21 protein-coding genes are annotated in these 23,656 nt (G+C 61.2%); 15 read left to right on the top strand and 6 right to left on the bottom strand.

Going from position 1 to position 23,656, the window contains the following annotated elements; genetic code table 11:
* Positions 1–183 precede the first annotated feature (183 nt).
* Positions 184–1,140: a MerR family transcriptional regulator gene (locus BLU46_RS11375; protein ID WP_063034059.1), complete on the top strand. Its 957-nt coding sequence runs from the start codon at positions 184–186 to the stop codon at positions 1,138–1,140.
* A gap of 2 nt (positions 1,141–1,142) precedes the next feature.
* On the opposite strand, the gene BLU46_RS11370 is transcribed toward BLU46_RS11375, so the two are convergent.
* Positions 1,143–1,748, bottom strand: a complete 606-nt coding sequence (locus BLU46_RS11370) for a hypothetical protein (RefSeq protein WP_017476024.1) — start codon at positions 1,746–1,748, stop codon at positions 1,143–1,145.
* 58 nt (positions 1,749–1,806) lie between these two features.
* Positions 1,807–2,274 (bottom strand): PAS domain-containing protein, encoded by a 468-nt coding sequence (locus BLU46_RS11365; protein ID WP_093201672.1) that lies wholly within the window; start codon positions 2,272–2,274, stop codon positions 1,807–1,809.
* Positions 2,275–2,387: 113 nt separating this feature from the next.
* Between BLU46_RS11365 and BLU46_RS11360 the strand changes: the two genes are divergently transcribed.
* The gene (locus tag BLU46_RS11360) at positions 2,388–2,843 is read left to right on the top strand and encodes a flavodoxin (protein WP_003208486.1); all 456 of its coding nucleotides are present in this window, start codon (positions 2,388–2,390) and stop codon (positions 2,841–2,843) included.
* Here BLU46_RS11360 and BLU46_RS11355 read toward each other — a convergent pair.
* A complete protein-coding gene (locus BLU46_RS11355) occupies positions 2,824–3,720 on the bottom strand; it encodes a LysR substrate-binding domain-containing protein (RefSeq protein WP_063033091.1) in 897 nt (298 codons plus the stop codon). The genes BLU46_RS11360 and BLU46_RS11355 overlap by 20 nt on opposite strands.
* Before the next feature lie 99 nt (positions 3,721–3,819).
* Between BLU46_RS11355 and BLU46_RS11350 the strand changes: the two genes are divergently transcribed.
* The 8 genes from BLU46_RS11350 to BLU46_RS11310 all read left to right on the top strand — a co-directional run bounded on the left by BLU46_RS11350 (position 3,820) and on the right by BLU46_RS11310 (position 14,985).
* Positions 3,820–4,206 (top strand): CidA/LrgA family protein, encoded by a 387-nt coding sequence (locus BLU46_RS11350; protein WP_063033090.1) that lies wholly within the window; start codon positions 3,820–3,822, stop codon positions 4,204–4,206.
* Positions 4,196–4,882 (top strand): LrgB family protein, encoded by a 687-nt coding sequence (locus BLU46_RS11345; protein ID WP_093201669.1) that lies wholly within the window; start codon positions 4,196–4,198, stop codon positions 4,880–4,882. The genes BLU46_RS11350 and BLU46_RS11345 overlap by 11 nt, the downstream gene beginning before the upstream one ends.
* 150 nt (positions 4,883–5,032) lie before the next feature.
* Positions 5,033–5,815, top strand: coding sequence for a class II aldolase/adducin family protein (locus BLU46_RS11340; protein WP_093201664.1), 783 nt, complete (start codon positions 5,033–5,035; stop codon positions 5,813–5,815).
* Positions 5,815–6,717 carry an alpha/beta fold hydrolase gene (locus BLU46_RS11335; RefSeq protein ID WP_017476031.1) on the top strand — a complete coding sequence of 301 codons (903 nt, stop codon included), beginning with the start codon at positions 5,815–5,817 and terminating at the stop codon, positions 6,715–6,717. Before BLU46_RS11340 ends, BLU46_RS11335 begins: the two co-directional genes overlap by 1 nt.
* 932 nt (positions 6,718–7,649) lie before the next feature.
* Positions 7,650–8,561, top strand: a complete 912-nt coding sequence (locus tag BLU46_RS11325; protein ID WP_076017726.1) for an SDR family oxidoreductase — start codon at positions 7,650–7,652, stop codon at positions 8,559–8,561.
* A gap of 484 nt (positions 8,562–9,045) precedes the next feature.
* On the top strand, positions 9,046–10,836 hold the full coding sequence (locus BLU46_RS11320) for a DUF1302 domain-containing protein (protein ID WP_063033087.1): 1,791 nt from the start codon (positions 9,046–9,048) through the stop codon (positions 10,834–10,836).
* 26 nt (positions 10,837–10,862) lie between these two features.
* Positions 10,863–12,230 carry a DUF1329 domain-containing protein gene (locus tag BLU46_RS11315; RefSeq protein ID WP_063033086.1) on the top strand — a complete coding sequence of 456 codons (1,368 nt, stop codon included), beginning with the start codon at positions 10,863–10,865 and terminating at the stop codon, positions 12,228–12,230.
* A 274-nt stretch (positions 12,231–12,504) separates the two neighbouring features.
* Positions 12,505–14,985 carry a LuxR C-terminal-related transcriptional regulator gene (locus BLU46_RS11310; protein WP_093201659.1) on the top strand — a complete coding sequence of 827 codons (2,481 nt, stop codon included), beginning with the start codon at positions 12,505–12,507 and terminating at the stop codon, positions 14,983–14,985.
* 155 nt (positions 14,986–15,140) lie between these two features.
* Here BLU46_RS11310 and BLU46_RS11305 read toward each other — a convergent pair whose 3' ends face one another.
* Complete coding sequence (locus tag BLU46_RS11305; protein ID WP_093201655.1) at positions 15,141–15,929, bottom strand: IclR family transcriptional regulator; 789 nt, start codon at positions 15,927–15,929, stop codon at positions 15,141–15,143.
* Between the two features lie 119 nt (positions 15,930–16,048).
* On the opposite strand from BLU46_RS11305, the gene hmgA reads away from it, so the two are divergent.
* From hmgA to BLU46_RS11285, 4 genes are all read left to right on the top strand, one after another.
* Positions 16,049–17,332, top strand: coding sequence for a homogentisate 1,2-dioxygenase (hmgA, locus tag BLU46_RS11300; RefSeq protein WP_093201651.1), 1,284 nt, complete (start codon positions 16,049–16,051; stop codon positions 17,330–17,332).
* 3 nt (positions 17,333–17,335) lie between these two features.
* Positions 17,336–18,622, top strand: coding sequence for a fumarylacetoacetase (gene fahA, locus BLU46_RS11295; protein ID WP_093201647.1), 1,287 nt, complete (start codon positions 17,336–17,338; stop codon positions 18,620–18,622).
* Positions 18,623–18,634: 12 nt separating this feature from the next.
* On the top strand, positions 18,635–19,270 hold the full coding sequence (gene maiA, locus BLU46_RS11290) for a maleylacetoacetate isomerase (protein WP_093201643.1): 636 nt from the start codon (positions 18,635–18,637) through the stop codon (positions 19,268–19,270).
* Positions 19,271–19,435: 165 nt separating this feature from the next.
* The gene (locus tag BLU46_RS11285; protein ID WP_093201640.1) at positions 19,436–20,803 is read left to right on the top strand and encodes an MFS transporter; all 1,368 of its coding nucleotides are present in this window, start codon (positions 19,436–19,438) and stop codon (positions 20,801–20,803) included.
* Here BLU46_RS11285 and BLU46_RS11280 read toward each other — a convergent pair.
* A complete protein-coding gene (locus BLU46_RS11280; RefSeq protein ID WP_093201635.1) occupies positions 20,774–21,598 on the bottom strand; it encodes a class I SAM-dependent methyltransferase in 825 nt (274 codons plus the stop codon). The genes BLU46_RS11285 and BLU46_RS11280 overlap by 30 nt on opposite strands.
* A gap of 42 nt (positions 21,599–21,640) precedes the next feature.
* Entirely contained in the window at positions 21,641–22,444 is an 804-nt protein-coding gene (locus tag BLU46_RS11275; RefSeq protein ID WP_093201631.1) for a SirB1 family protein, read from the bottom strand.
* A 186-nt stretch (positions 22,445–22,630) separates the two neighbouring features.
* On the opposite strand from BLU46_RS11275, the gene BLU46_RS11270 reads away from it, so the two are divergent.
* Entirely contained in the window at positions 22,631–23,650 is a 1,020-nt protein-coding gene (locus BLU46_RS11270) for a Leu/Phe/Val dehydrogenase (RefSeq protein WP_010176963.1), read from the top strand.
* The last annotated feature ends 6 nt before the right edge of the window (positions 23,651–23,656 follow it).

Genomic DNA, 23,656 nt, shown 5'->3' with positions numbered 1-23,656 from the left:
ACCGGGTAGGTGGCGCACGAACGAAGCTGCGGGTAAGCAGCTACGTTGAAAAAACAGGCAAGGATTATTCCTGTTTTGAAGAAATACACCAGCGGCATTGGTCGGCTGGCTGAAGACCTTGAAACGGACAGTCGTATCGGCGTTAAATGGGATCCAAGTTCCTCACAGTATATTAGTGCCCTGATGTCTGTAATGACTGCTCCATGCCCCGATATCGCCGTTGGCAAATCCGCCGATTCCGATGAGCTGTTCCCGATTCGTGAAGTGGCAAGATTGACAGGCATCAACCCTGTCACCCTGCGTGCCTGGGAGCGTCGTTATGGGCTGATACAGCCGGTTCGCACCGAAAGCGGGCATCGCCTGTATTCACGCACCGATATAGAGACCGTTCATCGCATTCTCGATTGGATCGAGCGTGGCGTGGCGGTGAGCAAAGTCGGGAAAATCCTCGCCCGCGATGATCAGCAAGCCGCTGTTGCGGCGGTTACGCCAACAGGCGCCGAGCATGAATGGAGCCAGTGGCAGCAGCAATTGCGAACGGCCGTCGGTGCCTTCGACGACCGGCAACTGGACCGGTTGTATGGCCAGATTTTCGCGGCTTACCCGGTCGCAGTGGTTTTCCAGGACATCCTGATGCCCCTCTGGCAGCAGTTACTGCGTCACCAGGGACTCTTTGGCCAGACCAGCGAATGGCTGTTTTTTGATGGATTCTTGCGCAGCCGTACCTGGAAACGCCTGCAAATAGGCTGCGCCTCCCCGGCGCCCCGGGTACTACTGGCCGCGATCGCCGGAGAATGCCGAGAGCTTGAACTGTTGGTCGCAGGTTTGCTGCTGAGCAGTGACGAGTTGGCGGTCAAGGTCTTGAGCGTGGGCCAACCGATAGATGAATTGACGCTTATCTGCGAAAAAACCAAGCCACAAGCTCTTGTGGTGTTCTCCAATCACTCGCCCACCAGTGAGTTGTCCCGGCGCCTTGAGCGGCTGGCCTTGACCATCGACTGCCCGCTTTTGCTAGCCGGCGATGCGGCGGAATTGGCCCAGGAGGAACTGAAGGGGTCGCCCGTCGGCTGCCTGGGGAATGAAGGGCGATTGATGCAGCGCCGCTTGCAGCAGTTTCTGCGCGGCACCCTGGATACCTGACGTCAGGCGTGGACTTCGGGATGGAACAGGCGGTGCTGCTGCAGGATAAACTGGCGCAGGCGCTCGGTTTCATCCACATCACTCTGGTTTAGGCGATAGGCGAACAACCCTCGGGACGTTTCCCGCTCGAGGGTGCCCCGCACCGAGATACGCTCGTACCCGGACGGACTGAACCACAGGGAAAAGGTTTTTGGCGCCTTGATCCTCCCGCGAATTTCCACCAGCAACCCCTTGAACGACACCTCATGCACCCAGAGTGCACCCGGCTGGCCCTTGATATTTTCCAGCGGCACCGGCTCTTCAAGCGCCAGACGCCACGGGCGAATCATCGGCCCGTCTTCGAAAATACTCGGTACACCCAGCCGCAAATGCACGGCATGAAACTCGTCTTCCACCAATTGCAGCGGAAAGGTCATTTGCTGGTTGTCGAATTGCGCCTGGAGGGTGACATGGTCATGGGCGGCCAGTCGGGTGAGCAAATCACGAATCTGCGCACCGCCATTGACCGTCAGGCTCGACGACGCGTCCCGCACGTTGAGTTGCGGGTTATGGTGCATGGTCTGAATAAAATCCAGCTCGTCCTGCGTCAAAAGCGCGTCGCGTTGCATTGATCTTGCTCAAGAAAAAGGTATTAAAACGCCATTATCTCTTTAAAGACCGCGTTTTCTAGTTTTTGTTAGATCCGCTCGTCGACTGGAGTGCCGCAAGCTCCGCCTTGAGGTCCGCCAATTGGGCTTCAAGTTGCGCGACACGCTGCTGGGCCTTGACCTGAACGGTCACATCCTTCTGCACACCGACAAAGTAGGTCTGCTTGTCGGCCGCGTTGTAAACCGTCGATAACGACAGCTCATTCCAGAAATGCGTGCCGTCCTTGCGGTAATTGCGCAGGATTTCCCGACAGGAGCCGCCACTCTCCAACGCTTCGCGAATCGCCATCAGGCCTGGCTGGTCGCGGTCACCCGATTGCAGGAAGCGGCAATCCTGATAGAGGATTTCGTCGAGGGTGTAGCCGGTTATGCGCTCGAACGCCGGGTTTACGTAAATCAGCGGCTTGTCCTTGCCTTCACGCTCGGCGACCACGATGCCGTCGTTGGAAGCGTTGATCACCAGTTGCATCAGCTTGGCGTTAATCATTTAGCGGTCCATGGCTTGTCTTGGGAATTTGCAGTTTAAGACATGCCAGCAGCCTGTCCACTTACCCTAGCTGTTAATATCCCAGGCTTTTAGTCAGCTACAGGATCAGATTGATGAAAGTCGCCATCCTTTCCGGCTCGGTGTACGGCACGGCTGAAGAAGTCGCCCGTCACGCTGCAAGCATCCTCAACGCTGCGGGTTTTGACGCCTGGCACAACCCGCGCGCCACCCTGGCCGATGTGCAGGGTTTTGCCCCCGAGGCCTTTTTAGCCGTGACCTCCACCACCGGCATGGGCGAACTGCCCGATAACCTGCAACCGCTGTATTCGACCATTCGCGACCAACTGCCGGCCGCCTGGCGCGGTCTGCCGGGCGCAGTGATCGGCCTGGGCGACGCCAGCTATGGCGACACCTTCTGTGGCGGCGGCGAGCAAATGCGCGAGCTGTTTGCCGAGTTGGGCGTGCACGAAGTGCTGCCGATGCTGCGCCTGGACGCCAGCGAAAGCGTGACCCCGGAAGCTGACGCCGAGCCATGGCTGGCCGAGTTGGTTACTGCACTGCGCGGTTGACCGGAAACTCGCGTAACAACGCCAGCCAGGCCTGGGCGGCTTTCGACAGATAGGCGCCCTCACGCCAGATAAAGGCAATGTCCCAGCGCAGGTATTCCGGCGCCTTGAGCGTCAGGCGCACCACCCCGGGCCGCACCAGGCCCCGGGCTACTACGCTGGGCAGCAACACCACGCCCTGGCCGGCGGCCACCAGGGCCGCGAGGAAATCCGCCTGGCCGCTGCGGCCACTTTCTTTCGGGGTAAAGCCCAGTTGCTGACAGGCCTGTAGCAGGCGGTCGTTCAATACAAAGCTGCGCTGGTACATCAGGAACGGCGTGTCGGCCAGTTCTTCCAGGCGGATGTGCGCGTTGTCGGCCAACGGATGGTCCATGGGCAGCAGGGCGTCCAGTGGCTCATCGCAGAATGCCTGCCAGGCGAACGCCGGATCGCTGGGCATCAGGCTGCCGCCCACCTCCAGTTCTCCACTCAGAATCGCCTGCTCGATATTGCGGCTGCCGCCTTCCAGCAACTGAATGGTGACATTCGGATAACGCCGTCGGTACTCGGCAAACAAGCCGGCAAACAGCGTGTCACCGCCCAACTGCGGCAAGCCCATGCGCAGTTCGCCACGGGTCAGTTGATTCAAGTCGTCCAGCTCACTGAGCAGCTCGGCTTGCTGGCGCAGCATCGCTTCTGCCCGCTGCAACACCACTTGGCCGGCCGCCGTCAGGCGAATCTGCGAACCCAGGCGATCCAGCAGGGGCGTGCCCAGGCTTTGCTCCAGTTGTGCCACCTGCTTGCTGACCGCGGACTGGCTGATGTGCAGGGTTTTGCCGGCTTGGGTAAAACCGCCCCGGTGGATCACTTCAACAAAACTGCGCAGCTGTTTGAATTCCATTCACATGATTCCAGTTTGGAATAGATTGCAGTCTAACAATTCGCTGTGGGGATGCCAGGGGCCTCTTTAAAATGGGCGCCCTGGGAGGACCCAAAGCTCATGAAACGTTTCACCTTCAAATTCGTCGGTCGGTTGCTGGCTGAACTGATCGTCCTGCTGGCCACTTACTTTCTGGGCTGCCAACTGGCGGCCTGGCTGAGCTGGCCTATTCCCGGTGGTGTGATCGGCCTGGGCCTGTTGCTGCTGACCTTCGCCACTGGCCTGGTCAAGCCGGCGGCCCTGCAATTGGGCGCCGGTGTGTTGATGGCGGAGATGCTGCTGTTCTTCATTCCTGCGTTGATGAGCCTCTTGGACTACGGCGGCCTGGTAAAGCACGACGGCTGGAGGATCATGCTGGTGATCGGTTTCAGCACTTTGTCGGTAATGCTGGTGACGGCGTTTACCGTGGAATTCGTCTGCCGCTGGAAGCTGCGCCATGAAGCTTGAGCTGATGCCTATTTTCTGGCTGGCGCTGACCCTGGGTGCCTACGGATTCAGCCGCTGGATCTACCGGCGCACCGGGCGTTACCTGTTGTCGCCGCTGATCCTGGTGCCTGCGCTGTTACTGGCGGTGGCGGTTCCGATGAAAACCGCCTACGCCGAATACTCCACCGACACCCACTGGCTGATGCTGGTGCTGGGCCCGGTGACTGTGGCGTTCGCCATTCCGATCTGGCAACAGCGTCAGCTGCTGATGCGCCATTGGTCAGCGTTGTTGCTGGGGATGGTGGCGGGCAGCGCAGCGTCCATCGCCACTTCGTATGGCCTGGCCAAGGCCCTCGCTCTCGACAGCTCGGTGACGATGTCCTTGGTGCCCCGTTCGATCACCACGCCGTTCGCCATGCCGGTGTCTTCCGACCTGGGTGGCGTGCCGGAGCTGACGGCCGTATTCGTGATGTTCACCGGAGTGTTCGGCGCCATGCTCGGCGGTGTACTGCTCAAGTGGCTGCCGTTGCGCACGCCATTGGCTCGCGGCGCGTTGTTCGGCGTGGGCGCTCATGGCGCGGGTGTCAGCCGCGCCCATGAGGTGGGTGGCGAGGAGGGCTCGGTGGCGGGCCTGGTGATGGTGCTGACCGGGTTGCTCAACCTGTTTGCCGCGCCTTTATTGGCGTCGCTTCTCTGACACGCATTGAGCAAATTCGAACTATTCTCAGGACTGACCCGCTCGGTCATCAAGGTGGCTGCCAATGCAACTACGGCAGCCTCGGCGTCTGACTAGACTGGCCCTTCACTCAAAAAAATAATAAGAAAACGCGCCAAGGAGGTCATTGCCGTGAGCCTAGCCACTGTTCAATCGACACACAGCGTAAAAGATCAGGTCAGCGCTGCCGAATGGCAGACCCGCGTCGACCTCGCCGCGTGCTACCGACTGGTGGCGATGCACGGTTGGGATGACCTGATTTTCACCCATATCTCGGCCAAGGTGCCGGGCACCGAAGACTTCCTGATCAACCCTTATGGGCTGATGTTCCACGAGATCACCGCGTCGAGCCTGGTGAAGGTCGACCAGGCCGGCAACAAGCTGATGGACAGCCCGTACGAGGTCAACCCGGCGGGCTACACCATCCACAGCGCGGTACACGAAGTTCGCCACGACGTGGTCTGCGTGCTGCACACCCACACCGCTTCCGGTATCGCTGTCTCCGCACAGAAGCAAGGCGTGTTGCCCATCAGCCAGCAATCCTTGTTTGTGCTGTCCAGCCTGGCCTACCACGTCTACGAAGGGGTGGCGCTGAACCACGAGGAAAAGGCCCGCTTGCAGGCTGACCTTGGCGAAAACAATTTCCTGATGCTGCACAACCACGGCCTGCTGACCTGTGGCGCCAGCATCGCCGACACTTTCCTGATGATGTTCATCTTCCAGCGCACCTGCGATATCCAGGTAATGGCGCAGAACGGTGGCGCAGAATTGATCACGATTGCACCACAGATATTGGCCGGTGCCCGGGCGATGATCGCCGGGGTCACCAAAAGCGCTCAGGGTATGGGTGGCGCGCTGGCCTGGCCGGCGTTGCTGCGCAAACTGGACGCACTCGACCCCGGGTATAAAAGCTGATGCCACTCGCCGAGATCCCGCTGCGCATCTGGCGCCAGCGCGCCCAGAGCTTTGAGTTTCGCGGCCGCACCATTCGGTACTGGGTGGCGGGGCAGGGCGAGCCGTTGCTGCTGATCCATGGTTTTCCCACCGCCAGTTGGGACTGGCATTACCTCTGGCAGCCGTTGGCCCAGCGCTATCAAGTGATTGCCTGCGACATGTTGGGGTTTGGCGATTCGGCCAAGCCGCTGGATCACACCTATTGCCTGCTGGAACAGGCGGATTTACAGCAGGCTTTGCTGGAGCATCTTTGGGTACAGCAGCCGGTGCATGTGCTGGCCCATGATTACGGTGACAGTGTTGCGCAGGAGCTGTTGGCGCGGCATTACGAAGGGCGCTTTCAGATGGCCAGCGGAGTGTTTCTCAACGGTGGGTTGTTTCCGGAGACGCATCGTCCGGCGTTGGTTCAGAAGCTGTTGCTGAGCCCGCTGGGGTGGATGATCGGACGGGCGTTTGGGCGTAATGCACTGGCCAACAGTTTCGGGCAGATTTTTGGGCCTTCGACCCGGCCCAGTGAAAGTGCGCTGGATGATTTTTGGAGCTTGATCGAGAGCCAGGATGGGCCGCGGATTTTGCACAAGTTGATTGCGTATATTCCTCAGCGTCGGCGGCAGCGGGACCGCTGGGTGGCGGCGATGCAGCGGGGGGAGGTGCCGTTGCGGGTGATCGATGGCGAAGTTGATCCCATTTCTGGTGGGCATATGGTTCAGCGCTATCGTGAACTGGTGCCGCATGCGGATACGGTGTTGCTCGCGAATATTGGGCACTATCCGCAGATTGAGGCGCCGGTGCAGGTGTTGAAGCATTATCTGGCGTTTCGGGAGGGGCTTGGGGTGGGGGCTTCTCGGGTGGCTTATTCTTGATTGGGGTTGAGTACATATCCGTTATTTAGGTAACGGCCGCTTACGGTTCCGCTCTTACAGCGGCTCACTTTGGAAAAGCCCCAAAGTAAGCAAAGGGCTCTGCCCCGCCTGTCGGCGCCTCGCTTAGGCTCGGCGTTCCCTCACTCCGGCATTGCTCCGCGGGCCGCCGCGACGGGCCATCCATGGCCCGGCGCGGCTAAACCGGCGTCCTGCCGGTTTACCCGCTCCGCAATACCTGCGTTCGGCCTCGGGCTTATTGGGGCAGTCAGATCAAAATCAAAAGCACAGCGGCCTACAGGCCGGCTTGAGTGTTAAAAGCAAAAGCAAAAGCAAAGACCAAAGCGAAAGCAAAGCTGCTTTTCTGTGGGAGCTGGCTTGCCTGCGATGCAGACACCTCGGTGCATCAGGTACACCCAGTTGATGCCATCGCAGGCAAGCCAGCTCCCACATTTGACCGTGCCCGCTTTAGATTTTGATTTTGCTTTTAACACTCAAGCCGGCCGGTAGGCCGCTGTGCTCTTGATCTGCTTTTGATCTTGATCTTAGGCGCCCCGTTAAACCACGCTGGCCGAACGCAGGCTTTGGAGCGTGGGTAACCCGGCAGGACGCCGGGTTAGCCGCGCTGGGCCAAGGATGGCCCATCGCGGCGGCCCACGGTCCAAAGCCGGAGTGAGCACACCGAGCCTAGGCGAGGTGCCGAGTGGTGGGGCAAGAGCGTTTTGCTTACTTTTGCGCTTTTCAAAAGTGAGCCGCTGTAAGAGCGGAACCCTAAGCGGCCGTTACCGCAGCAACGGATATGTACCCCATCTACCCCACACCAATCATCCCCCAGCCTTATCGCGCACCATTCACCCCCAACCGTATTTATTGTGACCACAAGCCCCGTGCCTGACACTCAACCCATCCACCCCTAACCCCCCCTGGAGTCCCCAATGAGTGAGCCTGTGCAGTTCCAAGACAAGGTCGTGATCGTCACCGGTGCCGGCGGCGGACTGGGTCGCGCCCATGCACTGCTGTTCGCCAAACACGGCGCCAAAGTGCTGGTCAACGACCTTGGCGGCTCAACCCAGGGCGAAGGCGCCAACGCCTCGGCGGCCGACCGCGTCGTAGCCGAAATCCGCGAGGCCGGCGGTATCGCCGAAGCCAACCACGACTCCGTCACCGACGGCGACAAAATCGTCCAGAACGCCCTCGACGCCTTCGGCCGCATCGACGTCGTCGTCAACAACGCCGGCATCCTGCGGGACAAAACCTTCCACAAAATGGAAGACAGCGACTGGGACCTGGTCTACCGCGTACACGTCGAAGGCGCCTACAAAGTCACCCGCGCCGCGTGGCCCCACCTGCGCGAACAAGCCTATGGCCGGGTAATCTTCACCGCCTCGACCTCAGGCATCTACGGCAACTTCGGCCAGTCCAACTACGGCATGGCCAAGCTCGGCTTGTACGGCTTGACCCGAACCTTGGCGCTGGAAGGCCGCAAGAACAACATCCTGGTCAACGCCATCGCGCCCACCGGTGGCACACGCATGACCGAAGGCCTGATCCCGCCGCAAGTCTTCGAACGCCTCAAGCCGGAATTGATCAGCCCGCTGGTGGTGTACCTGGGCAGCGAGGCATGCCAGGAAACATCCGGGCTGTTCGAGGTGGGCGGTGGCTGGATCGGCAAGACCCGCTGGGAGCGCAGCCTGGGTGTTGGCTTCGACCCTGAGGCAGGGTTCTCGCCGGATGACGTCGCCGCCCACTGGCAGCAAATCTGCGACTTCGACGGGGCCGCTCACCCCAAGGACAACATCGAAGCCTTGAAAGAGATGATGGCCAATCTGCAGAAATACAGCCTGTGATCGTTGCATGAAAAAGTTTTAATCGACCGGGGCGCCATGGCGCCCCGGTTTATTTCAGGCATAAAAAAAGCCGCTGCAAAGGCAGCGGCTGAAGTAAGACGTTTGATCAAGGAGCAATAAATCAACGTCAGTGAACACCGGTAACAGATTGAAAGTAGTGATCAATCCATAAAAGCATGCTGTTCTTCCAGGTTATGGAAGCGGGCGGTTTGCCCTGAAAGCCAAGCAAGAATAGGCTTTTGTTACAGAATGAAAAATAGCGATTCGAGACAAGGACTGTTACCGAACCGGCAACAGTGGCAATAAGGCCTCATCCATCCTTCTGATAACCCTTCATCCATCTCGTCCATACCCTCGCCAATACCCCGCCCAGAGCGCCCTTTCATCCTTTCGAGCGACAACACGAATACCTCCTTGGTGCGCTTATCGCTCCTGATCGCGGGCAGTAGGGTGGGGCCTTCTGTCACACCACCGGGGAAGACGCATGACAAGAACAACAATGCGCGCCATCTTCAGGCCACAGGCGCTGGCCGCTGCGGTTGCTTTGGGTTGCTGCGCCCAGGCGCAGGCTGTTTCGTTCAACATCGGCGAGATCGAAGGGCAATTCGATTCCTCGCTGTCGGTCGGTGCCAGCTGGGGCATGCGCGACGCCGACAAGAAGCTGGTGGGTATTCCCAACGGCGGCACCGGCCAGGCGTCCACCGGCGATGACGGCCGCCTGAACTTCAAAAAGGGCGAGACCTTCTCCAAGATCTTCAAGGGCATCCACGACCTGGAGCTCAAGTACGGCGACAGCGGCGTGTTCGTGCGCGGCAAGTACTGGTACGACTTCGAACTGCAGGACGAAGACCGCGAATTCAAGCAGATCAGCAATAACCACCGCGACGAGGGTGCGCGCTCTTCCGGCTACGAGTTACTGGATGCCTTCGTCTATCACAACTACTCCATCGGCGATTTGCCGGGCAACGTGCGCGTCGGCAAGCAGGTGGTCAGTTGGGGTGAAAGTACGTTCATCGGCAACTCCATCAACAGCATCAACCCCATCGACGTTTCCGCGTTCCGCCGGCCCGGTGCCGAGATCAAGGAAGGCCTGATTCCGGTCAACATGGTGTTCGCTTCCCAAAGCCTCACCAACCAACTGAGCGTGGAAGGTTTCTACCAGTTGAACTGGGAAAACACCGTGGTGGATAACTGCGGCACCTTCTTCGGCAACGACGTGGTGGCCCATGGCTGCAACGGCAACTACACCGTCGGCAGCCCGGCGATTGCACCATTGCAACCGGTGGCGGCGGCGTTTGGCCAGGGCTTCCAGGTCACGAACGAAGGCGTGGTGGTGCAGCGTGCAAAAGACCGCGAGGCGCGCGATGGCGGCCAGTTCGGGATGGCGCTGCGCTGGCTGGGGGATGACACGGAGTACGGCCTGTACTTCATGAACTACCACAGTCGCACGCCCACCGTCGGTACCATCACTGCCAACACCAACCTGGCGACCATTGGCCGTATCGTCAATGCCGCCAACGGGATTGCGCCGGGTTCCGGGTCTGGGCTGGCGCAAAGCACGATGCTCGGTCGCGGTCAGTATTACCTCGACTATCCGGAAAATATCCGCCTGTTCGGCGCCAGCTTCTCGACCACCTTGCCCACCGGCACGGCCTGGACCGGCGAAATCAGCTACCGGCCGAATGCCCCCGTACAACTCAACACCACCGACCTGACGCTGGCATTGGTCAACCCGATTGCTGGTAACGCTGCGTCACCGATAGCCAGTTCCTTCGGTGCCGACAACGCTGGCTACCGCCGCAAGGAAATCACCCAGATCCAAAGCACCATGACCCAGTTCTTCGACCAGGTGCTGGGCGCCGAACGCCTGACGCTGGTGGGCGAAGCGGCCTTCGTGCATGTGGGCGGGCTGGAGGCGAAATCCAAGCTGCGTTACGGCCGTGACTCGGTCTACGGCCAATACGGCTTCGGCGGTGACACCGACGGTTTTGTCACGGCCAACTCCTGGGGTTATCGCGCCCGGGCCATCCTCGATTACAACAACGTGTTTGCCGGGGTCAATCTCAAACCCAACGTGTCGTGGTCCCAGGATGTCAGCGGCTATGGCCCCAACGGCCTGTTCAACGAAGGCGCCAAGGCCATCAGCGTCGGCGTGGATGCGGATTACCGCAACACCTACACCGCGAGCCTGAGCTACACCGACTTTTTTGGCGGTGACTACAACACCCTCACCGACCGCGACTTCATCGCCCTCAGCTTTGGCGTGAACTTCTGATTTGGCTTAAAGAAGGACAAAAGACTATGCGCAAGATGATTCTGCAATGCGGCGTGTTGGCACTGAGCCTGTTGGCGGCCAACGTAATGGCTGCGGTGTCGCCGGAAGAAGCGGCCAAACTTGGCACCACCCTGACCCCGGTGGGTGCCGAAAAGGCCGGTAACGCTGACGGCTCGATCCCGGCATGGACCGGTGGCATCCCGAAAAACGCCGGGGCGGTGGACAGCAAAGGCTTCCTCGCTGACCCGTTCGCCAGTGAAAAACCGCTGTTCGTGATTACCGCCGCCACCGTCGACAAGTACAAGGACAAACTGTCCGAAGGCCAGGTGGCGATGTTCAAGCGCTACCCGCAAACCTACAAGATCCCGGTGTACCCGACCCACCGCACGGTCAACCTGCCGCCGGAGATCTACGACTCGATCAAGCGCAGCGCGCTCAATGTGCATGCGATCAACGACGGCAACGGCCTGGAGAACTTCACCGGCAACCGCTACTACGCCTTCCCGATTCCGAAGAACGGCGTGGAAGTGCTGTGGAACCACATCACCCGTTACCACGGCGGCAACCTGCGCCGCATCATCACCCAGGCCACGCCGCAGACCAACGGCAGCTACACACCGATCCGCTTCGAAGAAGAAGTGGCCGTGCCGCAACTGATCCCGGACATGGACCCGGTCAAGGGCGCCAACGTGCTGACCTTCTTCAAGCAATCGGTGACCGCTCCGGCGCGCTTGGCCGGCAACGTGCTGCTGGTGCATGAAACCCTCGACCAGGTGAAGGAGCCGCGCCTGGCCTGGGTCTACAACGCCGGTCAGCGCCGGGTACGCCGTGCGCCGCAGGTTGCCTATGACGGGCCGGGCACTGCGGCCGACGGCCTGCGCACCTCGGATAACTTCGACATGTTCTCCGGCGCCCCGGACCGCTACGACTGGAAGCTGGTGGGCAAGAAGGAGATGTACATCCCCTACAACAGCTACAAGCTTGATTCGCCGACCCTCAAGTACGACGACATCATCAAGGCCGGCCACATCAACCAGGATTTGACCCGCTACGAGCTGCACCGGGTCTGGGAAGTGATCGGCACCGTAAAACCGAGCGAGCGGCATATCTACGCCAAGCGCCACATGTACATCGACGAAGACAGCTGGCAAGTGGCATTAGTGGATCACTACGACGGCCGTGGCCAACTGTGGCGGGTCGCTGAAGGTCACGCGCAGTTCTACTACGACCACCAGGTACCGGCCTACACCGTCGAAACCCTGTACGACATCATCGCCGGGCGCTACATCGCCCTGGGCATGAAGAACGAAGAGAAGAGCAGCTTTGTGTTCGGCTTTGCGGCCAAGGCGGCGGACTACACGCCGGCGGCATTGCGCTCTGAAGGCGTGCGCTAAAACCTGATTGAAATACGGTCAAACTGTGGGAGCTGGCTTGCCTGCGATAGCGGTGTATCAGTAACAGATACCTAACCTGAAACACCGCTATCGCAGGCAAGCCAGCTCCCACACTGGAACGCATTTCAACGCTGAATCTCATGCCGGGTTGCCTTTTGGCTCCCGGCTTTTTTTATGCCCGGCAATCAGCCTGCTGAATACTCCTCAACAACCGCCAGCCACAGGACTAGGGTAGGGGGCACGCCGCCTAATAAGAAAAAACAGGGACGCAGTAATGACCGCCATGACCCGTTGTCTGGATCGTCCTGGATTCATGCCACGTTTGTCTCCCCATCATCTGCTACGCCCGCGTTTGGCCGGGCCTTTGCTCAACGCCTCGGCGCGGGTGAAGCTGCTCTGCGCCCCGGCCGGCAGTGGCAAGAGTGCGTTGCTCGCCGAGTGCGCGCTGCAGGCGCCTGCGGAGTGCCAGGTGTACTGGTTGCCGCTGAACGGCGCGGCACTGGATTTGTGTCAGCGTCTGGCCCAAAGCCTCGGCCTGGTGTTTGTCGATGAGCCCACGCTGCTGCTGGCCCTCAACCGCTGGCAAGCGCCGGCCTGGCTGTTCCTCGATGACTTCTGCCGAGTACCGGCACCTGAACTGGATGCGTTGCTCGATCGCATTCTGGCGGCCAGCAGTCCCGTTTTAACCTGGTGGATTGGCGCACGGCGGCGGCCGGCCTGCAATTGGCCACGCCTGTTACTCGACGATGAACTGTGGGAGTGCAACGCAGCCGAGCTGGCGTTTGATCACACCGAGGTCCAGCACTTGGCCGGGCCCTGCGTCGACAAGGTGCTTAAGTTCAGCGCCGGCTGGTGCGCCGGCGTGCGCATCGCGTTGCTTGAGAGCGACGGGCACCCTGACAAAACCTTGCTCGACTACCTGCAGCACGAGCTGTTCAGCGGCCTGGCCCCCGAGTTGGCCGAAGCCTGGCGCGTGCTTGCGCACCTGCCACGTTTCAACCCGAGCCTGTGTGATCATCTGTTCGGCTTCGGTGATTATCTGCGTGACTTGCAGACGTTGGGCGCCTTTATCGAACCCTGGGAAGACGCCACCGACTGGCTGCAAATCTTCCCGCCGTTGGCGCAGCTCATGCGCGACGAACCCTGGCCGGCCAAGCGCTCCTGGCACCGTCGCGCCTGCCAATGGTTTACCGCCGCCGAGGACTGGCAAGCCGCGTTTGAGCAGGCGCTGCTGGCCGAAGAGTACGAAGTGGCCGTGAGCCTGTTGCAGCACTTCAGTTTTGAAGACCTGTTCCGCCAGCAAAACGCCGTGCTGCTGTTGCGGCTGCATGAGCAGCATGGTGATGAATTGATGCTGGGTTCGGCGCAACTGGTGGGCTTGGTAACGGCGGCATTGCTGTTTGCCGGGCGCTTTGATCAGGCGGCGTTATGCATCGATCAACTGGCGCGTTTCACCCCGCAACCGACTGCGCATTCGCAGCGCTATCTGCTGGCTCGCTGGCAGGCGCAATGGGGTTGGTTGTTACACCTGGGAGGCGAAGCCGCACGGGCTCGGGAACATTTTCTGGAAGCCCTGCAAGACTTGCCCGAGAGCGCCTGGACGTCGCGCTTAATGTGCCTGTCGGGACTGACCCAGCAAGCCCTGCTGCGTGGTGAGCTGGACGTGGCCCAAGCGCTGAACCGCGAGGCGTTGTGCCTGGCGCGCTCCCATGGCTCATTGCTGCTGGAGGCGCTGTTGGAACTGGATCATGCGCAGTTGCTGGAACAGCGCGGCGCGCCGTATCGGGCCCAAAGCCTGCTGGAAAACGTGCAGCGCATGCTGGTGCAACAGCGACTCAAGGCCGGGCCGTTGGTGGGGCGGATTTTGTTACGACGGGGGCATTTGGCCCTGCGCCAGGGCCACGACGCCGTGGCCGCCGAATGCTTCGAATCCGGCCTGGGCATGTGCCTGCACAGCCAGGACAAACGCGTGCTCTATGGCTACCTCGGTCTGGCTTTATTGGCCGCCAACAAAGGCGATTACGCCGAGGCGTTTATCCAGTTGCGGGACGCCGAGCGCCTGATGCAGCAACGCCAGGTGCCCGACACCGTGTACCGCGCTGTGCTGCTGTTGCTCAGCGGGCATTTCTGGCTGCAACAGGGCCGCGCCGAACTGACCCTGGAAGCGGTGACCCGCGTGCTGCGTCACTACCGGGGGCCGAAGGCCAAACAGGCGCCGCCGGCCACCCTGGAGCTTATCCCGCGCCTTGAATATTTGCAGGTGTTGGCCGAAGTGAAATTGCGCCGCGCCGAAGAGCCTGTCGCCCGCTTGAGTGCGTTACTGGAGACTGCCCGTCAGCGCGGCATGCTCTGCCTGGAGGCGGAGTTGCACTTGGTGCAGGGGGAAGTGGCCTGGCAGATCGGCGATCGCCCGTTGGCCGTGCGCTCCCTGGAGGCCGGGTTGGAGCTGGCGGGGCGTTGCCAAGTACAACAGGCGATTCGCGAGTTGCGCCTCCGGCAACCGGGGTTGTTGAGTGCGCTGGGGCTGGAGCCGCAAGAGTGTCAGGCGACGGCCGGGGAAAACCCTCTGAGCCAGCGCGAGCTTGAGGTGCTGCAACTGATTGCCCAGGGCAATTCCAATCTGGAAATTGCCGGGCAGTTGTTTATCTCGCTGCACACGGTGAAGACCCATGCCCGGAGGATTCATAGCAAGTTGGGGGTGGAGCGGCGTACCCAGGCGGTGGCCAAGGCCAAAACCTTGGGACTGATGGCCTGACGCCAAGCGCTATTTCTCAAACAATGAAGATCAAATGTGGGAGCGGGCTTGCTCGCGAATGCGGTGTATCAGTCACTGATGCTTTAACTGACAGACCGCATTCGCGAGCAAGCCCGCTCCCACATTTTGCTTTGTTGTGTGCCTGATACTGAGCGTCAGGGCTGATAACCCATCCGCCAACTCACCGCCTGGGTCGCCGCCAACAAACGCTTCGCCGCCGGGCCATCTTCATCGGCATGGAACAGCGACGTCGGCCCCACTACGGTCAAAACCGCCGCCACCTGCCCGACCGCGTTGAACACCGGCGCCGACAACGCGTCCACACCCGGCATCAGCAAACCGTGCACAAAGTGCAGGCCTCGCTGGCGGATCTGTTCGCAGGTGGTGGCGTAGGTCTGGTCATCCGCCAACGCATGGGCGATACCCGCCTGAATTTCCCGCTCGCGCAAGTCCACGGTTTCCCGCGACGGCAGAAACGCGCTGAACACCAGCCCGGTGGATGAGCTGAGCAGCGGCAACACCGAGCCCAATTGCGTCACCACCGTTACCGCGCGCACTGCCGGCTCGATGTGCACCACGGTCGCGCCCTGGTTGCCCCAAACGGCCAGGAAGCAGGTTTCATTCAACTCGTCTCGCAGTTCCGCCAGGGGCAGGGCGGCGACTTTCAGCACGTCCATGCTGCCCAGCGCGGCCAGCCCCACGCGCAAGGCTTCGCGGCCCAGGCCGTAATGGTTGGTGGCGGTGTTCTGTTCAGCAAAACCGGAGGCAATCAGCGCCTGCAAGTAGCGGTGGACCTTGCTCGCCGGCATTTGCACGTGTTCGGCCAGGCGCGACAACGAGGTGGCCGGCGACAGTTCAGCCAGGGCCTTGAGGATGTCGGTGCCCACTTCAGCCGAGCGGACTTTCTGTTTACCGGTGTCGCGGCGGGCGGGCGGCTTTTCCATGGAGGGCATGAATCCGAAAGACGAATGGGCGTCTTTATAGCTTGACGGTCAACAGGTATCAAATTACGTTATGCGTAACTGGATTACGATAAAAACAACTTCCGCTCAGAGGACGATCCATGACCCTCGAATACCAATCAGGCTTCGGCAATGAATTTGCCAGCGAAGCCTTGCCCGGCGCACTGCCGGTTGGCCAGAACGCCCCGCAGAAAGCGCCCTACGGGCTGTACACCGAACTCTTCTCCGGCACCGCCTTCACCATGGCCCGCAGCGAAGCCCGGCGCACCTGGTTGTACCGCATCCAGCCGTCGGCCAATCACCCGGCGTTCGTCAAGCTGGAGCGGCAATTGGCCAGTGGCCCGCTTGGAGCGGTGACGCCTAATCGCCTGCGCTGGAACCCGCTGGATATTCCCGCTGAGCCGACAGATTTCATCGACGGGCTTGTCGGCATGGTCGCCAATTCCGGGTCGGAAAAACCTTCGGGCATCAGCATCTACAACTACCGCGCCAATCGCTCCATGGACCGCGTGTTCTTCAACGCCGACGGCGAACTGTTGATTGTTCCCGAGCAGGGCCGCCTGCGTATCGCCACCGAACTGGGTGTGCTGGACGTTGAGCCGCTGGAAATAGTCGTGCTGCCCCGCGGTCTGAAATTCCGCGTCGAACTGCTGGATGCACAAGCCCGCGGCTACGTCGCTGAAAACCATGGCGCGCCACTGCGCCTACCGGACCTCGGGCCGATCGGTAGCAATGGCCTGGCCAACCCACGGGATTTCCTTACCCCCGTCGCCCATTACGAAGACCTCAAGCAACCGACCACGCTGGTGCAGAAATTCCTCGGTGAACTCTGGGGCTGCGAGCTAGACCATTCGCCGCTGAACGTGGTGGCGTGGCACGGCAACAACGTGCCGTACAAATACGACCTGCGCCGCTTCAACACCATTGGCACCGTGAGTTTCGATCACCCGGACCCGTCGATCTTCACCGTATTGACCTCGCCCACCAGCGTGCACGGCCTGGCCAACCTCGACTTCGTGATCTTCCCGCCCCGCTGGATGGTCGCCGAAAACACCTTCCGGCCACCGTGGTTCCACCGCAACCTGATGAACGAATACATGGGCCTGATCCAGGGCGCCTACGATGCCAAGGCCGAAGGCTTCGTGCCCGGCGGCGCGTCGCTGCACAGCTGCATGAGCGCCCACGGCCCGGATGGCGAGACCTGTACCAAGGCCGTCAACGCGACGCTTGAGCCCCACAAGATTGATAACACCATGGCCTTCATGTTCGAGACCAGCCAGGTGCTGCGCCCTACACAATTCGCGCTGGAATGCTCACAGTTGCAACCTTCTTACGACGCTTGCTGGGCCTCGCTCCCTGCAACCTTCAACCCGAATCGGAGATAACCCATGACTCAGCCTAATCTCACCCGCAGTTGGGTGGCTTCCGCCAACGGTCACCGGGATTTCCCGCTGCAAAACCTGCCATTGGGTGTGTTCAGCGTTGACGGCGCTGCGCCGCGCAGTGGCGTGGCGATTGGCGACCATGTTTTCGATCTGCAGGCCGCGTTGGAGTTTTTTGACGGCGAAGCCCGCCGTGCCGTTGAAGCCACCGCTGGCGGCCAACTGAACGCGTTTTTCGAGCTGGGTCGCGGCCCGCGTGTGGCCCTGCGTGAACGCCTGCTGGAGCTGCTGGCGGAAGGCAGCGACCTGCAAGGCAAACTGCAATCAGCGCTGCACCCGGCTGCTGATTGCCAGATGCACCTGCCGGCCAAAATCAATGATTACACCGACTTCTACGTCGGCATCGAGCACGCACAAAACGTCGGCAAACTGTTCCGTCCCGATAACCCGCTGCTGCCCAACTACAAATATGTGCCGATCGGTTATCACGGCCGTGCGTCGACCATTCGCCCATCGGGCACCGACGTGCGCCGCCCTAAAGGCCAGACGCTGCCAGCCGGTCAAACCGAGCCGACCTTCGGCCCTTGCGCACGCCTGGACTACGAGCTGGAGCTGGGCATCTGGATCGGCCAGGGCAATGCCATGGGCGACTCGATTGCCATTGGTGACGCCGCTGATCACATCGCCGGTTTCTGCCTGCTCAACGACTGGTCGGCGCGGGATATCCAGGCTTGGGAATACCAGCCGCTGGGCCCGTTCCTGTCGAAGAGTTTTATCACCAGCATTTCGCCATGGGTGGTGACGGCTGAAGCCCTGGAACCATTCCGCAAGGCACAACCGGCGCGCCCTCAAGGCGACCCGCAACCCCTGCCGTACCTTCTGGACAAGCGCGACCAGGCCGCTGGTGGTTTTGATATCGAACTGGAAGTACTGCTGACCACCGCCTCGATGCGTGAGCAGAACCTGCCGGCCCATCGCTTGACCTTGAGCAACACCCAACACATGTACTGGACCGTCGCGCAGATGGTTGCGCACCACAGCGTCAACGGCTGCCAGTTGCAGGCCGGCGACCTGTTCGGTTCGGGCACCTTGTCGGGGCCGGAAGCCGGTCAGTTCGGCAGCCTGCTGGAAATCACCGAAGGCGGTAAAAAGCCGATCGAACTGGCCTCCGGCGAAGTGCGTAAATTCCTCGAAGACGGCGACGAAATCATCCTGCGTGCCCGCTGCACCCGCGACGGGTTTGCCTCCATCGGCTTCGGCGAATGCCGGGGTACCGTGGTCGCGGCGCGCTAAGAGGGCAGGGCCATGGAACTCTATACCTACTACCGCTCCACTTCGTCCTACCGGGTGCGGATCGCGCTGGCCCTCAAGGGCCTGGATTTCACCGCCGTGCCGGTCAACCTGCTGGTGCCCAAGGGCGGCGCCAACCATCAGCCGGAGTACCTGGCGATCAACCCGCAAGGTCGTGTACCGGCCTTGCGCACGGATGATGGTGATGTGTTGATTCAGTCGCCGGCGATCATCGAATACCTGGAGGAACGTTATCCACAGGTGCCGTTGCTCTCCAGGGATTTGGCGACCCGCGCCCATGAGCGCGCGGTGGCGTCGATCATCGGCTGCGACATTCATCCGCTGCACAACTCCAGTACCCAGAATCTGCTCAAGCAGTGGGGACACGATGAGGCGCAAGTGTTGGAGTGGATCGGGCACTGGATCAGCCAGGGTCTGGCGGCGGTTGAGCAGTTGATTGGTGATCAGGGTTATTGCTTTGGCGACCAGCCGGGGATGGCGGATACGTTCTTGATTCCACAGTTGTATGCGGCGGAGCGGTTCAAGGTGTCGTTGGCGGCGTATCCGCGCATTCAGCGGGTGGCGGGATTGGCGGCGCAGCATCCGGCGTTCATGGCGGCTCATCCCGCCAACCAACCGGATACCCCATAAATCTCCAGGCTCACACCGGCCAAATGTGGGAGCGGGCTTGCTCGCGAATACGGTGTATCAGTCAGCAGATGTATTGACTGGCATACCGCTTTCGCGAGCAAGCCCGCTCCCACATGTGATCTTCAGCGTGTCCAAAATATATAAAAACAATACAGGTCCCTTGCGATGCACAATCAGATTGCCAGCTTTCGTGCGGCACTCGACGCCCGTCCGGTGTCGCGCTATCAGTGGTTGATTCTCCTGTTGCTGGCGCTGTTGCTGGTCACCGACGGCTACGACGCCCAGGTCCTGGGCTACGTGGTCCCGGCGCTGGCCAAGGACTGGGGCCTGGAAAAAGCCGCGTTCGGCCCGGTGTTCAGCGCCAACCTGTTGGGGCTGACCCTGGGTTCCCTGGCCGTCACGCCGCTGGCGGATCGCTTCGGGGTGCGGCGCATCCTGCTGTGCTGTGTGTTGATCTACGCCAGCCTCACGGTGCTGATGGTGTTCGCCAACTCCCTCAATACCTTGATGGCCGCCCGTTTTATCTGCGGCATTGGTATGGGCGGCGCGATGCCCAGTGCCATGGCCCTCATGTCGGAATACTCACCACCCCGCCTGCGAACATTGATGGTGACGCTGGCGGCCTGTGGCTTCTCTTTCGGTGGTGCGGCCGGTGGTTTTGTCGCGGCCGGGTTTATCGACAGTTTCGGCTGGCAGGCGGTGTTCCTCGCCGGTGGTGTGACGCCGTTGCTGTTGTTTCCGTTTCTCGCCTGGATGCTCCCTGAATCGCTGCCGCGCTTGCTGCGTGACGCACCGCCTTACGCGCGCCTGCAAAAAGTCACCGCGCGGATGCTGCCAGGCTGGCAACCGCCGGCGGCGAGCGAGGCAGAAAACCGCCAGGAGCAAGGCAGCAAACTGACAGTGGTGGAGCTGTTCCGCCATGGCTACGCGCGCCCGACATTACTGCTGTGGGCGACGTTTTTTGTCAGCCTGATCCTGCTGTATTTCATGATCAGCTGGTTGCCTTCGCTGTTGCTGGAAAGCGGTTTGGGCCTGAACGAAGCCAATCTGGTGACCTCGATGTTCCTGTTCGCCGGGACACTAGGCGCCATCGGCATGGCCTGGTTTGCCGATCGGTTGAAAAGCAAAGTCCGCCTGCTGTCCGGCGTGCTGGCAGCGGCTGCGGTGTGCACCATTCTGCTGGGGCTGAACCACGACAACCCGCGTTATCTGGTGGCCTGCGTGTTTGCGGCGGGCTTCTGCATCATCGGCGGTCAACTGACCCTGAACGCGTTCGCCAGTAACTTCTACCCGGCTCACGTACGGGCGACCGGTACTGGCTGGGCGTTGGGCGTCGGGCGGTTCGGTTCGATCCTGGGGCCGTTGTTCGGCAGCCTGTTGCTGGCGATGCACATTCCGGTGCAGCAGATTTTCTTCTTCTGCGCGATTCCCGCGGTGATTGCGGCGTTGTTGATTATCCAAGTGCGTTCGCCCAAGGGCGCAGCACCACAAGGCCCTGATGCGTTATTGGCGCCGGGCGCTGATCACGCGTAATCCCCAGCCGGTGGACACGCTGCCATCACTCTGCCGAAGGTGGGTGATGGCGGCCAGGAAGCGTTCTTTCAGGCGGGCCTTGGCAGGGATTGTCAGCCGGTCGATATCGTAGGTTTCTTTCAATGACGTCCACAGTGCGGCTGGCTGAGGCTGCCAGTGGACGTCGATGTCTTCGAAGTGGATATCAGTGAAATGCTCTGCCAGCAAGGTTCCCCAGCCGGCTTCATTGCGGGTGCGCGGGTCGCCCATGGGCAAGTGGGGCAGCCTGTCCTCCTTGGAGATTGGGCGAAACGCGTCCAGGAATGCGTCGCCAACAGGGCCGAGTAGAAACGTCCTGCCGATCAGCACCGCCAACGTGCCGCCGCTGCGCAATATCCGCTGTACTTCTTGCAGTACCTGTTCAAGATCATCCATCAGCATGATTGCCATGTGCGACAGCAGCACGTCGACGCTGCCCGTGGCCATACTCAATGCCTGGGCGCGCTCCTTGAGCAGCGTTACATCAGATGGGAGACGCAAGCGGGCGGCGTCCAGCTCCGCCTGGCTCATGTCGACACCGGTCAGTTGCAAGCCGGGTTGCTGGCGGTCAGCCAGCAGCTTGAGCAGATAACCGTCGCCGCAGGCCAGGTCCAGCACGTTCAACGGGCTTTGTGCGGTGGGCACATGTGCAGTCAATGCGGCATAGGATGAGCTGTATTTCACCGCCTTCAGTTCGGCGAATGCCGCGCTGGTGGTGCCGGGCTGGCGTTGGTGAAAATCTTCGAGGTAACGTTCGGCGGGGGAGCGCAGGGGCATGACAACCTCATCCATGGGGCGGTACAGCTTACGCCAAGCGGGTCAATGCACCACAGAGTTGGGCGGCAAATGCCCCAGGCGCTCGGTCAGGCGCAGGCGCTGGATCGGGTCTTCGCTGAGCATCAACGCGTGTTCCAGGTCAAAACGCTCGGCGTTCGGGCAATCCAGACGCTGATACAAACTGGCCCGGGCCAGGTAGTCGGCGGCGCTGGCGTTGCGCAGCTCCAGCACGCGTTCGGCGTCCACCAGAGCGGCCAGGTGGTCGTCATTGGACAGGTGCAACTGGCGCAGATTGCGTGACAGACGCTGCAGGATCGAACGCGGCTCGGCCGTGTGCAGGTGGTCGGCCTGCAACTTGAGATTGGGGCCGTACTGGCGAGTCAGCAGGTCGCGACAATCGTTGGGGTACAGACGTCGGCCGCCACAGGGGTCGAGCAGGTGATCGGCCCCCGGCACCCGCAACAGGAAATGCCCCGGAAAGTTGACGCCGACCAAGGGGATGTCCAGGCGCCGCGCCAGCTCCAGGGCAATCAGCCCCAATGCCAGCGGCTGCCCGCGTTTGCGCTTCAATACCTTGTCCAGCAGCGCGGCGGCGGGGCGCAGCGGGGTGTGGTCATCCTGGGCGAACCCCAGGTCATTCATGCGCCGCAGCAAGGGTTGCCCGAGTTCATCCGCCGGCAGCATCGGCAGGCTGAGGCTGACCAACTGCTGCAACACCTTGAAGTCCTGCAGGATGGCCACGGGGTCCACCGCGGGGTCGTGCTCGGCCGCCATCCACAGCGCGGCTTCAAACAGCGCGGGCGGTGATCGTTCCAGGCAGGCAAAAAAAGCGTCGCGGGGCTTCATTGGGTTCTCCGGCGGATGCCTCGTTTTAGCCTTGCTGTGAACTTTCGTCCAGTGCCTTTAGAAGCCTCCTACCTGTTTATGTCGCAAACCCTTTAAAACCGGCGGCCTTATTCCTGCGCGCTTCAGCAGGCTTTCGCAGGCAGTCCTATACTTGGCGCCTACAAGAAGTGATTCGGGAGCCCGACGATGTTTGCGCTCATGCACAGCACACGCCTTGAATCGCTGCACCTGAGTGTCGACCCTGCCACCGGGTTAAAGGCGGTCATTGCCATCCACAACAGCCGTCTGGGCCCTGCCCTTGGAGGCTGCCGCTACCTCTCTTACCCCGACGATGAAAGTGCCGTGGCGGATGCCGCGCGCCTGGCCCAGGGTATGAGCTACAAGGCCGCGCTGGCCGGTTTGCCGGTGGGTGGCGGCAACGCGGTGATCATCCGCCCCGCCCATGTGGAAAGCCGCGCCGCGCTGTTTGAAGCCTTCGGCCGCTGCATCGAGCAACTCGATGGTCGCTACATCACCGCCATCGACAGCGGCACCTCGGTGGCCGACATGGATTGCATCGCCCAGCAGACTCGCTATGTCACCAGCACCACGGCGGCCGGCGATCCGTCGCCCCATGCGGCGATGGGGGTGTTCGCCGGCATTCGCACCACCGCCATGGCCCGCCTGGGCAGCGATAACCTGGAAGGTCTACGCGTGGCGATCCAGGGCCTGGGCAACGTCGGTTATGCCCTGGCCGAGCAACTGCACGCGGCCGGGGCTGAATTGCTGGTGAGCGACATCGACCACGGCAAGGTGCAACTGGCCATGGAACAGCTGGGCGCGCACCCGATTGCCAATGAAGCCTTGCTCAGCACCCCGTGCGACATCCTCGCGCCCTGCGGTGTGGGCGCGGTGTTCAACCGCTATACGGTCGCCCAGTTGCGGTGCGCGGCGGTGGCTGGGTCCGCGAGTGCGCAGCTGACCAACCTGCAAGTGGCCGATCAACTGGAAGGCCGTGGGATTCTTTACGCGCCGGACTACGTGATCAATTCCGGCGGCCTGATCTACGTGGCCCTCAAGCACGGCGGCGCAGAGCTGGAAACCATCACCGCGCACCTGTCGAACATCGGCACGCGCCTGACCGAAATCTTCGCCCATGCCCAGGCTGAAAAACGCTCACCCGCGCGGGTGGCGGATGAGCTGGCGGAGCGCTTGCTGTACCGCTGAGGCGGG

It is taken from the genome of Pseudomonas yamanorum, from assembly GCF_900105735.1.
Taxonomy (GTDB): domain Bacteria; phylum Pseudomonadota; class Gammaproteobacteria; order Pseudomonadales; family Pseudomonadaceae; genus Aquipseudomonas; species Aquipseudomonas yamanorum.
This window is presented reverse-complemented; position numbering and strand designations above follow the sequence as displayed.

What these genes read in the sequence shown, in the direction of transcription:
- BLU46_RS11270 (WP_010176963.1), top strand. Translation starts at nt 22,631, where the DNA reads ATGTTTGCGCTCATGCACAGCACACGCCTTGAATCGCTGCACCTGAGT.
- BLU46_RS11320 (WP_063033087.1), top strand. Translation starts at nt 9,046, where the DNA reads ATGACAAGAACAACAATGCGCGCCATCTTCAGGCCACAGGCGCTGGCC.
- BLU46_RS11315 (WP_063033086.1), top strand. Translation starts at nt 10,863, where the DNA reads ATGCGCAAGATGATTCTGCAATGCGGCGTGTTGGCACTGAGCCTGTTG.
- BLU46_RS11345 (WP_093201669.1), top strand. Translation starts at nt 4,196, where the DNA reads ATGAAGCTTGAGCTGATGCCTATTTTCTGGCTGGCGCTGACCCTGGGT.
- hmgA (WP_093201651.1), top strand. Translation starts at nt 16,049, where the DNA reads ATGACCCTCGAATACCAATCAGGCTTCGGCAATGAATTTGCCAGCGAA.
- BLU46_RS11285 (WP_093201640.1), top strand. Translation starts at nt 19,436, where the DNA reads ATGCACAATCAGATTGCCAGCTTTCGTGCGGCACTCGACGCCCGTCCG.
- BLU46_RS11280 (WP_093201635.1), bottom strand. Translation starts at nt 21,598, where the DNA reads ATGCCCCTGCGCTCCCCCGCCGAACGTTACCTCGAAGATTTTCACCAA.
- fahA (WP_093201647.1), top strand. Translation starts at nt 17,336, where the DNA reads ATGACTCAGCCTAATCTCACCCGCAGTTGGGTGGCTTCCGCCAACGGT.
- BLU46_RS11275 (WP_093201631.1), bottom strand. Translation starts at nt 22,444, where the DNA reads ATGAAGCCCCGCGACGCTTTTTTTGCCTGCCTGGAACGATCACCGCCC.
- maiA (WP_093201643.1), top strand. Translation starts at nt 18,635, where the DNA reads ATGGAACTCTATACCTACTACCGCTCCACTTCGTCCTACCGGGTGCGG.
- BLU46_RS11365 (WP_093201672.1), bottom strand. Translation starts at nt 2,274, where the DNA reads ATGATTAACGCCAAGCTGATGCAACTGGTGATCAACGCTTCCAACGAC.
- BLU46_RS11305 (WP_093201655.1), bottom strand. Translation starts at nt 15,929, where the DNA reads ATGGAAAAGCCGCCCGCCCGCCGCGACACCGGTAAACAGAAAGTCCGC.
- BLU46_RS11360 (WP_003208486.1), top strand. Translation starts at nt 2,388, where the DNA reads ATGAAAGTCGCCATCCTTTCCGGCTCGGTGTACGGCACGGCTGAAGAA.
- BLU46_RS11310 (WP_093201659.1), top strand. Translation starts at nt 12,505, where the DNA reads ATGACCGCCATGACCCGTTGTCTGGATCGTCCTGGATTCATGCCACGT.
- BLU46_RS11335 (WP_017476031.1), top strand. Translation starts at nt 5,815, where the DNA reads ATGCCACTCGCCGAGATCCCGCTGCGCATCTGGCGCCAGCGCGCCCAG.
- BLU46_RS11355 (WP_063033091.1), bottom strand. Translation starts at nt 3,720, where the DNA reads ATGGAATTCAAACAGCTGCGCAGTTTTGTTGAAGTGATCCACCGGGGC.
- BLU46_RS11375 (WP_063034059.1), top strand. Translation starts at nt 184, where the DNA reads ATGTCTGTAATGACTGCTCCATGCCCCGATATCGCCGTTGGCAAATCC.
- BLU46_RS11350 (WP_063033090.1), top strand. Translation starts at nt 3,820, where the DNA reads ATGAAACGTTTCACCTTCAAATTCGTCGGTCGGTTGCTGGCTGAACTG.
- BLU46_RS11325 (WP_076017726.1), top strand. Translation starts at nt 7,650, where the DNA reads ATGAGTGAGCCTGTGCAGTTCCAAGACAAGGTCGTGATCGTCACCGGT.
- BLU46_RS11370 (WP_017476024.1), bottom strand. Translation starts at nt 1,748, where the DNA reads ATGCAACGCGACGCGCTTTTGACGCAGGACGAGCTGGATTTTATTCAG.